The sequence below is a fragment of the Halomonas bluephagenesis genome (assembly GCF_054790765.1).
In genome coordinates this window covers 3,191,636-3,204,468 of the sequence record NZ_CP133631.1, presented here as the reverse complement: position 1 = coordinate 3,204,468, position 12,833 = coordinate 3,191,636, and the positions used below count along the sequence as shown (strand labels likewise).

Below are 12,833 nucleotides of genomic sequence, written 5' to 3'. Positions count from 1 at the left end.
GCGCAGCGCTCATTTGAACTAGGATAACGTCATGAGCCAACACGATAAGACACTCACATTGCTGGGCGATCTAACGCCCGAAGACTTCTTGGCCAATTACTGGCAACAGAAGCCGCTGCTGATTCGTGGCGCTATCCCCGACTTTATTAGCCCCATCGATCCTGATGAGCTTGCCGGACTTGCCTGCGAACCCGGCGTAGAAGCGCGGCTTGTAGAAGAAAATGGGCCTGACGGCCCCTGGCAGGTTTCCCACGGCCCATTTGACGACGCGACCTTTGAGCGGTTGCCAGAAGGCAACTGGAGCCTACTCGTTCAAGCCGTCGATCACTACGTACCGTCTATCGCTGCACTCATGGATGAATTTGATTTCCTACCCCGCTGGCGATTGGATGACATCATGGTTAGCTATGCGCCGCCCGGCGGTAGCGTCGGCCCGCATATCGACCAATACGATGTCTTTTTGCTACAGGCTAGCGGCCACCGTCGCTGGCAATTAGGTGGTAAGCAGCCAGACAACGCGCCCATTATCCAAGGAATCGATCTACGTATTCTTGAAACCTTTGAGATCGAAGCCGACTCCGACTGGACGCTGGCGCCGGGCGACATGCTTTATCTTCCTCCCGGCTGGGCGCACCACGGTGTTAGCCAAACCGACGACTGCATGACTATCTCGGTAGGATTTAGGGCCCCCTCAGCGGATGAAGCCATCACGTCTTATGCCGACTACCTCGGAGAGCAGCTTTCTGACTCTCATCGCTATAGTGATGCAGGCATGGCCCCTGCTAGCCTAGCCGGTGAACTAGATGATGCTGCCGTTGAGCGTATGCGTCAGTTTGTGCTTTCCACTTTGGATAATCCTGAACAAATAGCCCAGTGGTTTGGTCGCGTCATGACCCAACCGAAATATATTGACCAAGTAGTCCCCCTTGAAGAGCCAATGGGTGAAGCTGACCTTGTTGCGCAACTACAGGACGGTGAACCACTGTTTCATATGCCGGGCTCCCGCTTTGCCTGGCGTAGCGATGCCTCTGGCACCACACTGTTTGTCGACGGTGACGGGCATGTTTGTTCGCAAGAGCTTGCTAGGCGGCTTGCTGCCCCATCCCCAATGCACGAAGACGTACTTGCCATTGAAGGGGCGGCAGCGCTGATAACACAGTTGGTAAACACTGGAAGCTTGGGCTTCATGGGCGAAGAGGATGACGAGGAGTAGCTGTGTCGACTACAACGATCGTTAGCGGTGATTGGCATACGCTAAAAGACACTGCTTCCGAGATTCGTCGCGTAGTGTTTATCGAAGAGCAGTGCGTACCTCAAGAAGAGGAGTGGGATGGCCGTGACGACGAGAGCAGTCATTTCATTGCCTACTTTGAAGATCAAGCAGTGGGGACTGCTCGACTGCTGCCCGACGGTCATATTGGGCGCGTCGCGGTACTAGATAGCGCGCGTGGCGCTGGCATTGGCTATCAGCTCATGGAAGCTGCCATCCAGGCGGCCCGAGAAGCAGGCCATACGCATGTAGCGCTGAGCGCCCAGTTACACGCCCTCGCATTTTACGAGCGCTTGGGGTTTATAGCGCATGGAGGCACCTTTATGGATGCCGGAATACCTCATCGGGAGATGCTACTAACGCTGTAGCTCCCTTTTTTCACCACCATTGTGACCAATTAATGGGAGCGCCATTTACTATATGGCGCTTTTTTTTGCCCCTTTTCAGCTCATCTGACGAAAAACGACTACACAAACAGAGCGTTTTGCTACGCTCCTGTAGTCGAGTTACAACCCCTTCTGCCCCCAAGTGACAATTGTTGAACGCACTGTTCTCGTTGATAGTTATTGCACCGCAGCGTTATGGCGCAATATTCAACTTAGCCAAGCCGGAAACGCTGCAATTAAGGTCTCAACAACCATAACTCTCTAACCGCGACGTTTGACTAAGAGACGTTTTGCTCAGAGACAATTGGCGTAGAGACAGCGCAGCGAATTTCGATAATGCTGAACACATCTTCGCAGGTGCAGCATAAGAATAAGCTAACTTGCGAATAGCTATCATGACCCCGGAGGAAACAGCTATGTCAGGACTGCTCGACGATATCAAAGCAATGGCCCAACTGCGCGAAGCTCAAGGCGGCAAATGGGAAGCGATCAAACCTGAATACGCTGCACGCATGCGTGCTCAGAACCGTTTTCATACCGGTTTGGATATTGCACGCTACACAGCAAAAATCATGCGTGATGACATGGCGGCCTACGACGCCGACACGTCTAAATACACGCAGTCTCTGGGGTGCTGGCACGGTTTTATTGGTCAACAAAAACTGATTTCCATTAAAAAGCACTTTGGTACGACTAAGCGCAGCTATCTCTACCTGTCAGGCTGGATGGTGGCCGCCTTGCGCTCTGAGTTTGGCCCGCTACCCGATCAGTCTATGCATGAAAAAACATCGGTCGCTGATCTGATTGAAGAGCTCTACACCTTCTTAAAGCAGGCAGATGCATGGGAACTTAACCACCTATTCCGTGCCCTGGATGATGCCAAACAATCAGGCGATAGCGCTAAAGAACAAGAGCTGATCAGCAAAATCGATAACTACGAGACGCATATCGTACCGATCATCGCTGATATCGATGCTGGTTTTGGTAATGCTGAAGCAACTTATTTGCTGGCCAAAAAATTCATCCAAGCGGGCGCTTGCTGCATTCAGCTTGAAAACCAGGTTTCCGATGAGAAGCAGTGTGGCCACCAAGATGGCAAAGTCACCGTTCCCCACGAAGACTTCCTGGCAAAAATCAATGCGGTGCGTTATGCCTTCCTTGAGCTCGGCATCGAAGACGGCGTTATCGTAGCGCGCACCGACTCGCTGGGTGCAGGCCTGACCCAAAAAATCGCAGTGACTAATGAACCCGGCGACTTAGGCGACCAGTACAACAGCTTCCTAGATGGCGATGTCATTGAAAACGCTAACGACATCAATAATGGTGATGTGGTTATCAAACAAAACGGCAAACTGGTTAAGCCGAAGCGTTTGGCGTCGGGCCTCTACCAGTTCAAACCAGGTACTGGTGAAGACCGCGTTATACTTGACTGTATCACCAGCCTACAAAACGGTGCCGATCTGCTGTGGATTGAGACCGAGAAACCCCACGTCGGCCAAATTGCCAGCATGGTTAACCGCATCCGCGACGTAGTGCCCGATGCCAAGCTGGTTTACAACAACTCACCGTCATTTAACTGGACACTGAACTTCCGCCAGCAAGTATTTGATGCGTGGGAAAAGGAAGGCAAAGATGTATCCGCTTACCAGCGTGACAAGCTGATGGGTGTTGAATACGACAACACAGAGCTTGGCCAGCTAGCGGATGAGTGGACACGTAACTTCCAGCGCGATGGCGCTCGTGAAGCCGGTATTTTCCACCACTTAATCACCCTACCGACTTATCACACAGCGGCGCTGTCTACGGACAACCTGGCTAAAGGCTACTTTGGCGATGAAGGCATGCTGGCCTACGTCGCAGGAGTTCAGCGCCAGGAAATTCGCCAAGGCATCGCCACTGTACGCCACCAGGACATGGCCGGCTCTAACATTGGCGACGACCATAAAGAGTTTTTCCACGGAGACGCGGCACTTAAAGCCGGTGGTAAAGACAACACCATGAATCAGTTCGGCTAATCATTTAATTAGCAATACGCAACAGGGAGCTAAGGCTCCCTGTTTTTTTATAGAATCCTATCCCCTCCTTCTCAAGCATTGTGCACGCTTTTACACATTGCTTTCTTAATACTTGTCTACACTTTAAACCGTGATCTTTCTTGTTGATGGCTAGTCAAAACTAGCTGCTTAGGTTATCTTTGACGAACGCTGTTCTATAACTAGCTTACGTATTACCGCTGCTGCTTAGCAGCCATGCGGGCCAAGACACACTGGAGGTTTGAATGAAACGTTTACTACCTATTGCGGCATTGAGCATTCTCACGCTGGCAGGCTGTGCCAACACTGCGCCTTATTCAGGTGATGTGTACCGTGGCAATCAAGCGCAAACAGGCCAAAGCGTGACTTATGGCACCATCGTGGCGGTTCGTCCCGTACAAATCCAAGCAGATAGCCGTACAGGCAACCTACTGGGCGGTGGTGGCGGTGCGGTCATCGGCGGCCTGCTGGGCAGCCAAGTTGGCGGTGGTTCTGGTCGTCAGTTAGCGACCGTCGCTGGTGCATTGGGTGGCGCAGTTGCCGGTACCGCAGTGGAAGATCGCGCAAACCGCATTAACGCACTAGAAATGGAAATTCGCCGCGACGACGGCACTGATGTCATCGTGGTTCAGAGCGCTGCCCGCCAGTATCAAGCAGGTCAACGTGTTCGCCTGATCGGTAGCGGCGCTAATTTGAGTGTAGCTCCCTACTAAGCACGCCTTACCAAGCGCTTCCTACCCAATAATGCAGGTAGCGCCGTAACAGAAAAAAATGCCCGACCAAGTTTACTTGGCCGGGCATTTTTGTCGCCTTCGTTAATGGCTAACAAGGCATAATTTAATGGGTGACTTTATTACTCGCCCAGTTTGCCAGCTTTGCAATAATTAAACCGATAATGGTCAACAGGATAACGACCAGAAGGATATCGACAGGACGAACTAGCGTGGTGGCACCCAATACGGCTAATGCTACCACCCATAAATAGCGGTTTTCACCATGAGTTTTTAATACCTCAGGCAGCATTTTATCCAGCCCCTGACTGACACTGCTATCCCAGCGTTTGTTCGCAAAGTAGGCGATTAGCACAAAGGCGATAACCCAAATCAAGAAGATCGTCATAACCAGCTCCAGTGAATGTTGTCTTAAGGGGGAAAAGAGGTTGTCGTAGGGTATCCCCGGTTACTCCGTGGCGCAATAGCGCCAAAGGAGTGAGAGGAGGAAAAAGCCTGCTTACCCCCTGACAAGCGAGCTCTCACGCGTTACCATGTTGGGACATGCACTCACCGAAAGGTTATTAAATGCAAATTGCGCAAAACTCGGTTGTCGCGTTCCACTACACCCTGACCAACGATGCAGGTGAAGTGCTAGACAGTTCCGAAGGCCGTGAGCCGCTGACGTATCTACACGGCGCTGGCAACATTATTCCGGGTCTGGAAAAAGAACTCGAAGGCCGTGCCGAAGGCGATAAGCTGAACGTAAAAGTAACCCCTGAAGAGGGCTACGGTGAAGTTCAAGAACAGCTGATGCAAGAAGTACCCCGCGATGCGTTCCAAGGTGTTGAAAGCATTGAGCCGGGCATGCAGTTCCAAGCCCAGACTCAAGGCGGCCCACTGATGGTTACCGTCAAGAAAGTTGAAGGCGATACGGTTGTGGTTGATGGCAACCACCCGCTAGCTGGCCAGCACCTTAACTTCGATGTTGAGATTGCAACCGTTCGTGAAGCGAGCCAGGAAGAAGTCGAGCACGGCCACGTGCACGGCGAAGGCGGCGTAGAGCACTAAGTTGCTTAACGCATGTCTATAGGGCGGCCCAGGGCCGCCCTTTTTAATGGGCGCTCCTCCACTTTCCCTCTTCACTCCTCAGGAATAATCACTAACTGTCCATAGCGCACGCTACGTGACGATGTCACTTCATCGGAAAACTGCTTCAACGCGCTACCCTGCCCCTTTAATAGCGCCACTTCCAGACAGCTATCATGATTAATATGCACATGAAGCGTCGATAGCGTTAGATCGTGATGATCATGGGAGTGCCGGGTTAAGCGTTTCGATAAGTCCCGCGCTGCGTGATCGTACACATAGACTAGCGCTCCCATGCAGGGCGCTTCGGGCGCGACCTCCTCCTTGGCCTGTTTTAGCCCACTCCGTGTTAAATCGCGTATCGCCTCTGAGCGGTTTTGGTAGCCGCGTGCATGCATCAACTCATCGACCTCGCTCAACAGCTCCTCATCCAGCGTTACCGTTACCCGTTGCATATTCTCTCCTTTAACTAACTTCGCAAGCGTGGCGCTGCAGTGACTTCCAGCCCTGAAAGTATGATGTTATTGTAAAAACATCATACGGATGAACTAAGGGAGGGCTCATGCGTCGCACTATCTTACTGGGTCTGGTAGCTACGTGCGTCGCGTTTAGCTCCCCTGTCTTCAGCAAAGAGCAATTGGTCTTGGCAATAGGCGGCGAGCCCGAGCAGGGATTCGATCCACTACTTGGCTGGGGTCAGTACGGTAGCCCTCTTTTTCAATCGACACTGCTGACCCGCGGCCGTGACCTCACCCCAGAAGCCGGTTTGGCTACCGCGTGGACACTGTCAGAAGATCAGCTCACTTGGACACTCACCCTGCGCGGTGATGCCCGCTTTAGCGACGGCACACCGCTGACTGCCGAGGATGTTGCTTACACCTTTAATGCCGCAAAGCAAGCAGGCGGCCGGGCCGATTTAAGCGCACTGGACAAAGCGAGCGCCATCGATGATACAACCTTGGAACTCTCTTTAAGCGCGCCGCGTATTACCTTTATCGATCAGTTGATGACGCTTGGCATCGTTCCTGACGCCAGCAGAGAAAACGGTTATCGCGAAGGTTACGGCAGACAACCGATAGGCTCAGGCCCTTATCGCTTAGTTGAATGGCAAGAGGGTGAGCAACTAATCGTTGAGCGAAACCCTTTTTTTCATGACACCTTGCCGGCCTTTGAACGGCTGGTGTTTGTATTTACTGGCGAGGAGGCTACGTTAAGCGCGGCCCATGCCAGGCAGCTCGACCTTGCTGCCGTACCGCCAGCGCTAGCCACCAACCTACCTGCTCACATGCAGCGCATTGCGATGGAAAGCGTTGATAATCGTGGAATTTTGTTCCCTATGCAGCCTGCCACAGGCGAGCAGGCCCCATCCGGCGCTCCTATCGGCAACGATGTAACTGCCGATGGTGCGATTCGCCGGGCGGTTAACCTTATCCTGGATCGAGACACCCTCGTTGACGTCGCCCTTAATGGCTTTGGGCGTCCCGCGTTCGCCCCTGCCGATGGGCTACCTTGGAGCCTTGATGACGAAGCCTTTGCAGCGCCCGATAGTGAACGCGCCAATGCGCTACTTGATGCCGCAGGCTGGGAACGCCGTGCCGACGGGCTACGCTATAAAAACGACCAGCCCGCACGTTTTCGCTTAACCTACCCTGCCAGCGACACCACTCGCCAACTGCTCGCTCAGGTAAGCGCCGAAATGGTACGCCCCCCGGGCATTGAGATGCAGCCGACAGGGCGCCACTGGGACGAAATACAGCGTGAAGCATTGCACCAAGACGCCATTGTGTTCGGCTTTGGCAGTCACAGCCCACAAGAGGTGTACTACCTGTTTCATAGCCAGCACGCAGGATTTGGCTTCTATAACAGTGGCTACTACTCAAACGCGACGGTGGATAGCCACCTAGAAGCCGCTCAAGCGGCCGCAGGGGCAGAAGAAGCTAACCGCCATTGGCAAGCCGCCCAATGGGATGGCAATACGGGCTATGGATTTAGAGGCGATGCTAGTTGGGCATGGATGGTTAACCTCACCCATGTATATGCCGCCAACACTTGTCTGGATCTTGGAGAGTTAGGCATTGCTCCTCACGGCCACGGCTGGCCGATTACCGCCAACCTGCTTGAATGGCGCTGGACGTGCGATTGATTAAGACACTGGCCAGCCGTTTAGTACGGCTAGCATTGGTATTGCTGTGCGTTGCGATAGTGACGTTTGGGTTAGTCATGCTCTCACCTATTGATCCTGTGGATGCCTATCTTGGCCCTCAAATGGCGCAGGTAAGCCCCGAACAGCGCGCACTGATCGCAGAAAAATGGGGCTTTGACACCTCGCCTGCCGTTCAATTTGGTCATTGGCTAAGCCAATTGATAAGTGGCGATTTAGGCTGGAGCCATATCTACAATCAACCGGTTAACGAGGTTATCAGCCAGCGTTTCCAACGCTCTTTTATCTTGCTGGGTAGCGCTTGGCTAATGTCGTTGCTTGTCGGTTTTGCGCTGGGTGTTATCGCAGGTGCTAAAGAAGGCTCACTACTTGACCGGCTGATTAGTGGCTACGCCTATATAATCGCCTCAACACCTGCTTTTTGGCTTGGCATGCTGGCTGTACTACTGTTTTCCGTTCATCTCGGCTGGACGCCAACCTGCTGCGCCGGGCCTGTAGGAGTACTCAACCAAGACGTCAGCACGCTGACGCGATTACACCATTTGATACTACCGATAACGACACTGGCCCTGCTAGGCATCGCTACCGTCACCCTTCATACCCGCGCACGCATGATAGCGCTGATGAACTCCGACATCGCCCTTCACGCTTTTGCCCAAGGAGCCAGCCGATCAGATATCGCCTGGCGTCATGGCCTACGTCATGCCAGTCTCCCGGCACTAACGCTCGCTTTTGCTTCGCTGGGAGAGTTGTTTGGCGGCTCAATACTAATTGAGCAGGTATTTGCCTACCCCGGCCTTGGACAAGCCACTGTTGAAGCGGGACTACGTAGTGATGTTCCCTTACTTCTTGGGATAGCGCTGTTTACCGCGCTGTTTGTCAGTGTCGGCAATCTGATCGCAGATAGCCTGTATCCACTTATCGACCCACGTATGGCACAGGAACAACCATGAAGGTGGCGCAACCACGCTTAGCTGCCGCTGGCTATATTAGCCTACTACTCATCCTGTTGGTTGTGCTGATGAGCAGCTCATGGTGGTCGGGTAATAGCGCAGCACTAATGCAATTTGATGCTCGCCTTATGCCACCCAGTGCCAACCATTGGTTGGGCACCGATGCCCTGGGTCGCGAGTTGTGGGCGCGAACCCTTGCTGGGCTAAGGCTCAGCTTTTGGGTCGGGCTAAGCGCCGCGCTACTCGGCACACTGATTGCGTTAACGCTAGCGACGCTTGCCACTCTTTCAACCACGTTAGACACTCTCGTCAGCCTGCTAATTGACACGCTGTTAAGCGTACCGCATCTGATATTACTACTGCTGTTAGCTTTTGCTTTAGGCGGTGGTACACAGGCGGGGATTATTGCGGTGGCGCTGACCCACTGGCCAAGCTTAGCCAGAATACTGAGGGCGGAACTCTTATCCCTACGCCATGCCCCCTATGTCGCTATTTCTCAGGCACTAGGAAAAAGCCGCCGCTTTATTTTGGTACACCACTTACTCCCCCACTTACTCCCCCAGTGCATTGTTGGCGCGCTGCTACTGTTTCCTCACGCCATTTTGCATGAAGCCGCACTGACTTTTCTGGGCGTGGGTTTAGACCCTACCCAGCCCGCTATTGGGGTATTACTAGCCGATGCCATGCGTTACTTAACAGGGGGCTTTTGGTGGTTGGGGGTCTTTCCAGGTCTGGGGTTACTGCTGATGGTGCTATCGATTGATCGTTTAGCGGCGCAATTACGTCGCGCTCTATAACGGGAGGAAGCTAGCGTGCTGAATATAGAAAACCTAACCCTGCAATTGCCCTACTACAAGCAGTGGTGGCGACGAGAGTGGACCACCTGCGTTGATAACCTGTCGTTAAGCCTACAACCCGGTGAAATACATGCGGTGATTGGCGCCTCAGGTGCGGGGAAAAGCCTGCTAGCCTATACGATTATGGGGTTACTGCCGGAAGGGGCAAAAACTAGCGGTCAGCTATTTTTTAAAAATACACGGTTGACTACTGAGCGCCAACGCCAGCTAAGAGGCCGCCAGCTAGCGCTTATTCCGCAATCACTCAATGCCCTGGACCCCCTCGTTAGCAGCCAACGCCAAGTCAGCTGGGCGGCTCGCCGAGCAGGGCAAAGCAAAACAGTCGCTTGGCACAACGCAGAACGCGCACTACACCATTACCAGCTCAATCAACATGCCCAGCAGGCTTACCCCCATCAGCTTTCAGGCGGTATGGCGCGGCGCGTTTTAGCCGCCATGGCCCAGATAGGTAGCGCCAGCCTGATTATTGCCGACGAACCAAGCGTAGGGTTGGATCCTCAACAGCGCGACCGCGTATTGGCCTCTTTAAAGGCGCTTGCACTTGAGGGAAAGGCGGTCATGCTAATTACCCATGATTTGCGCAATGCGTTACCCATTGCCGACCACGTAACAATACTACGCCAAGGGCAGTGCATTGAAACCACCCACGCAAGCGCCTTTCAAGGCAACGGGGAACAGCTTAAAAGCCCCTATGCTAGCGCACTATGGAACGCTCTACCCGACAACGCCTTTAGCACTCATATGAGCGCCAATAAAAATGCCAACGAGCGCGCTACCCTTGCTGACGTCTCGGGCCTTGCTAAGGAGCCAATCATTGCTTGATGCGCGAAAACTCACCTTTGGGTTCCATTCACAAGTACCGCTATTAGCACAACTTTCACTACAGCTTGAACGAGGTGAATGGTTGGGGCTAAGCGGTGACTCAGGGGCGGGCAAGTCTACGCTCGGTAAACTCTTGGCTGGCTTACTGCCACCCCAACAGGGTGAGATTTACGCCGACGGTAAGCCATTGCCCACTTATGGGCTGCGGCCGGTACAGTGGTTACCGCAATCACCGGAACTTGCCGTCAACCCGCGCTGGCGAGTAAAGAAACTTCTCAGCGAAGCATGGTGTCCTTCCGAGTCATTGATGCAGGACTTTGGCATTCAGCCTGATTGGCTATCTCGCTTTCCAAGCGCCTTATCTGGCGGAGAATTACAGCGGGTATGTGTATTACGAGCGTTAGCCCCCGGCGTGCGCTATCTGATTGCAGATGAAATCTCAACCATGCTCGACCCTATCACCCAAGTGGAACTATGGCAGGCGGTGAGAAAAGTTGCCGACCGTCACCAACTTGGCGTGTTAGTGATCAGCCATGACACAGCGCTGCTAGCCCGATTATGCACTCAAAGACTCCATTTAGTGCAAGGCACGCTAGCGCCGCTCACGACCCTCGAAGCGCAATAAACCAATGCTAATGGCCAGCGTGACGCAAAGCAGTAACCAAGACCCCACCGCTACGCCCTGCCACTGCGCCCAGCGCCAAAATGGCTCTAACCAAAACCCACCAACACTTGCCCCAAGATAATAAAATACTAAGTAAAGCGCTGAGGCACTGCCCCGTGCACCTTGGGCATAGCGCCCTACCCAGCTAGAGGCCAGTGAGTGCGCTAAGAAAAAACCAAACGCGTTAATGGTTAAACCAACGATGATCAGCGGCAAAGAATTGGCCAGCGTTACCGCTGTGCCCAACATTAAAATAACAATGCCCGCGCTCATACAGCTCGCGGGTGAAAAGCGTCCTGCTAATCGGCCTGAAACCGTGGAACCAAACGTACCGCCCAGGTAAGTCAGGAAAATCAATCCTAAGCTGCTAGCCGCTAATTGATAGGGCTTATCAGCCAAGCGAAACGTAATATAGCTGTACTGATTGATAAAAATTAGAAAGTTAATTCCGCCCAGGCAATAAGCCGCCAATAACACCGGCGTGCGCAAATGCCCGAGCAGACCAGCAACCGCTTGCCGCAACTTGAAGCGCTTGGGTGTAAAGGCCCGACTATTGGGTAGCAAACGCCAAAAAACCGCGCACCCCACCACCGTCATAATCCCTACGGCTAAAAACGCCGCTGAGGGGCCACCTAAAGCCGCCGCGCCACCGCCTACAATTCGGCCACCAATACCGCCCAACGAATTGGCGCCAATATACAAGCCAACCGCACTAAGTAAGGCAGGTTTTTCAAACTCATCCCCCATCCAAGCAATGGCAACAGCAGGCAACCCTCCCAGCACAAAGCCCTGCAGTAACCGCAGTAGTAATAAGCTTTCAAACGTAGGTGCAAAGGCCAATGCGAGGGAGAACCCGCCTGCTAATAGCAACGTGATGCGCATAATAGCTTCACGACCAATCGCATCAGAAAGAGGGCCAAATACGAGTAGCGCGAAGGCAAGGGAGAGTGTTGATGCAGACATCAAGAAACTAACACCTAGGGTAGAAACCCCATAGGTGTCTTTCAGACCGGGCAGCAGCGGTTGCGGTACATACAAGTTGATAAAAACGAGGAACGACCCCAAGCAAAGAGCCGCTGTCGCGCGCCACCAGGCGCGCGTTCTAGCTTCAATCATGCGGTGTCCACGTTATACAAAACTAATAGCAGACATTTACTGCATATAGCGGCTACTAAGCTGGGCAAGGTTGGTCGGCTCTAGCGCGCGCCGAGACTGCCAATAATAGCGCTGCCAGTAGCTGTTATCCAAACGGGAGATCATTACCCCCTTGGAAGAGGAAGCGTGTAAAAAGCGGCCATCGCCTACATAAATGCCCACATGGTTGTATTGGCCAGGGGGACGGAAGAAGACCAGATCGCCCGCCTGCAGCTCTTGGCGGTCGATCGGGCGTCCCTCATGTACTTGATCATAGGTAGAGCGTGGCAGCTCTAAATTAAACGTGTCACGAAAAACATTTCTTACCAGAGCAGAACAATCAATGCCTTGCTCCGAGGTACCACCAATTCGGTACGGCGTCCCTGCCCATCGCTGATGCTGTTCTAAAAGCGCTTGGCGAATGATCGTAGGTGGCGGCGTCTGAAGGCTACGCAGTTGGCCAGTGGCGTTACTGACCGGAGACATTGCAAGGCTTTCACCTTTTGCCAATCCCGGCAGCGCCATTGAGAAATAATTCTCGGGTGGCTCCATGCCCTGGCGTGAGGCAGAGCCCGCACAACCAGCTAAAACAGCGACAACAGCACAAACACTTACAACACGGACAGCGGTCACAGCGGGGTGTGGCGACGCAACCATGCGATTAACCTCGTAACAATAGAAATGTTTATGGGAATGACGTTTGAAAAAACTCATTTTTTTCAAACCCTGGACTATAAGCTAATTACCCTATGCT

At 53.2% G+C, this 12,833-nt stretch carries 14 protein-coding genes; 10 read left to right on the top strand and 4 right to left on the bottom strand.

The annotated features are described in order from the left end of the window. Positions 1-31 precede the first annotated feature (31 nt). From REH51_RS14500 to REH51_RS14485, 4 genes are all read left to right on the top strand, one after another. Positions 32-1,213, top strand: coding sequence for a JmjC domain-containing protein (locus REH51_RS14500; protein WP_498936156.1), 1,182 nt, complete (start codon positions 32-34; stop codon positions 1,211-1,213). A gap of 2 nt (positions 1,214-1,215) precedes the next feature. Further along, complete coding sequence (locus REH51_RS14495) at positions 1,216-1,638, top strand: GNAT family N-acetyltransferase (protein ID WP_009722558.1); 423 nt, start codon at positions 1,216-1,218, stop codon at positions 1,636-1,638. Positions 1,639-2,072: 434 nt separating this feature from the next. Then, positions 2,073-3,671 (top strand): isocitrate lyase, encoded by a 1,599-nt coding sequence (locus tag REH51_RS14490; protein ID WP_009722557.1) that lies wholly within the window; start codon positions 2,073-2,075, stop codon positions 3,669-3,671. A gap of 263 nt (positions 3,672-3,934) precedes the next feature. After that, the gene (locus tag REH51_RS14485; protein WP_498936154.1) at positions 3,935-4,402 is read left to right on the top strand and encodes an outer membrane lipoprotein; all 468 of its coding nucleotides are present in this window, start codon (positions 3,935-3,937) and stop codon (positions 4,400-4,402) included. Between the two features lie 124 nt (positions 4,403-4,526). Here REH51_RS14485 and REH51_RS14480 read toward each other — a convergent pair whose 3' ends face one another. Further along, positions 4,527-4,808 carry a hypothetical protein gene (locus tag REH51_RS14480; protein WP_009722555.1) on the bottom strand — a complete coding sequence of 94 codons (282 nt, stop codon included), beginning with the start codon at positions 4,806-4,808 and terminating at the stop codon, positions 4,527-4,529. A 179-nt stretch (positions 4,809-4,987) separates the two neighbouring features. Between REH51_RS14480 and REH51_RS14475 the strand changes: the two genes are divergently transcribed. Then, positions 4,988-5,470 carry an FKBP-type peptidyl-prolyl cis-trans isomerase gene (locus REH51_RS14475; protein WP_009722554.1) on the top strand — a complete coding sequence of 161 codons (483 nt, stop codon included), beginning with the start codon at positions 4,988-4,990 and terminating at the stop codon, positions 5,468-5,470. Positions 5,471-5,541: 71 nt separating this feature from the next. On the opposite strand, the gene nikR is transcribed toward REH51_RS14475, so the two are convergent. Continuing rightward, positions 5,542-5,943, bottom strand: a complete 402-nt coding sequence (gene nikR, locus REH51_RS14470; RefSeq protein WP_009722553.1) for a nickel-responsive transcriptional regulator NikR — start codon at positions 5,941-5,943, stop codon at positions 5,542-5,544. Between the two features lie 107 nt (positions 5,944-6,050). Here nikR and REH51_RS14465 point away from each other — a divergent pair, with 107 nt between their 5' ends. From REH51_RS14465 to REH51_RS14445, 5 genes are read left to right on the top strand one after another with little or no spacing between them, the layout of a single operon-like run. Further along, on the top strand, positions 6,051-7,631 hold the full coding sequence (locus REH51_RS14465; RefSeq protein ID WP_498936152.1) for an ABC transporter substrate-binding protein: 1,581 nt from the start codon (positions 6,051-6,053) through the stop codon (positions 7,629-7,631). After that, a complete protein-coding gene (locus REH51_RS14460; protein ID WP_009722550.1) occupies positions 7,622-8,602 on the top strand; it encodes an ABC transporter permease in 981 nt (326 codons plus the stop codon). Before REH51_RS14465 ends, REH51_RS14460 begins: the two co-directional genes overlap by 10 nt. Continuing rightward, positions 8,599-9,399, top strand: a complete 801-nt coding sequence (locus REH51_RS14455) for an ABC transporter permease (RefSeq protein WP_498936150.1) — start codon at positions 8,599-8,601, stop codon at positions 9,397-9,399. Before REH51_RS14460 ends, REH51_RS14455 begins: the two co-directional genes overlap by 4 nt. Before the next feature lie 15 nt (positions 9,400-9,414). After that, complete coding sequence (locus REH51_RS14450) at positions 9,415-10,281, top strand: ATP-binding cassette domain-containing protein (RefSeq protein WP_009722548.1); 867 nt, start codon at positions 9,415-9,417, stop codon at positions 10,279-10,281. Further along, positions 10,274-10,906, top strand: a complete 633-nt coding sequence (locus REH51_RS14445) for an ABC transporter ATP-binding protein (protein WP_009722547.1) — start codon at positions 10,274-10,276, stop codon at positions 10,904-10,906. The genes REH51_RS14450 and REH51_RS14445 overlap by 8 nt, the downstream gene beginning before the upstream one ends. Here the strand turns inward: REH51_RS14445 and REH51_RS14440 are convergent. Further along, the gene (locus REH51_RS14440; protein ID WP_009722546.1) at positions 10,874-12,061 is read right to left on the bottom strand and encodes an MFS transporter; all 1,188 of its coding nucleotides are present in this window, start codon (positions 12,059-12,061) and stop codon (positions 10,874-10,876) included. The two genes, REH51_RS14445 and REH51_RS14440, sit on opposite strands and share 33 nt — an antisense overlap. A 36-nt stretch (positions 12,062-12,097) precedes the next feature. Next, the gene (locus REH51_RS14435) at positions 12,098-12,736 is read right to left on the bottom strand and encodes a C40 family peptidase (RefSeq protein WP_009722545.1); all 639 of its coding nucleotides are present in this window, start codon (positions 12,734-12,736) and stop codon (positions 12,098-12,100) included. Positions 12,737-12,833 lie beyond the last annotated feature (97 nt).

What these genes read in the sequence shown, in the direction of transcription:
- REH51_RS14435 (WP_009722545.1), bottom strand. Translation starts at nt 12,736, where the DNA reads ATGGTTGCGTCGCCACACCCCGCTGTGACCGCTGTCCGTGTTGTAAGT.
- REH51_RS14465 (WP_498936152.1), top strand. Translation starts at nt 6,051, where the DNA reads ATGCGTCGCACTATCTTACTGGGTCTGGTAGCTACGTGCGTCGCGTTT.
- REH51_RS14440 (WP_009722546.1), bottom strand. Translation starts at nt 12,061, where the DNA reads ATGATTGAAGCTAGAACGCGCGCCTGGTGGCGCGCGACAGCGGCTCTT.
- REH51_RS14485 (WP_498936154.1), top strand. Translation starts at nt 3,935, where the DNA reads ATGAAACGTTTACTACCTATTGCGGCATTGAGCATTCTCACGCTGGCA.
- REH51_RS14500 (WP_498936156.1), top strand. Translation starts at nt 32, where the DNA reads ATGAGCCAACACGATAAGACACTCACATTGCTGGGCGATCTAACGCCC.
- REH51_RS14455 (WP_498936150.1), top strand. Translation starts at nt 8,599, where the DNA reads ATGAAGGTGGCGCAACCACGCTTAGCTGCCGCTGGCTATATTAGCCTA.
- REH51_RS14490 (WP_009722557.1), top strand. Translation starts at nt 2,073, where the DNA reads ATGTCAGGACTGCTCGACGATATCAAAGCAATGGCCCAACTGCGCGAA.
- REH51_RS14480 (WP_009722555.1), bottom strand. Translation starts at nt 4,808, where the DNA reads ATGACGATCTTCTTGATTTGGGTTATCGCCTTTGTGCTAATCGCCTAC.
- REH51_RS14475 (WP_009722554.1), top strand. Translation starts at nt 4,988, where the DNA reads ATGCAAATTGCGCAAAACTCGGTTGTCGCGTTCCACTACACCCTGACC.
- nikR (WP_009722553.1), bottom strand. Translation starts at nt 5,943, where the DNA reads ATGCAACGGGTAACGGTAACGCTGGATGAGGAGCTGTTGAGCGAGGTC.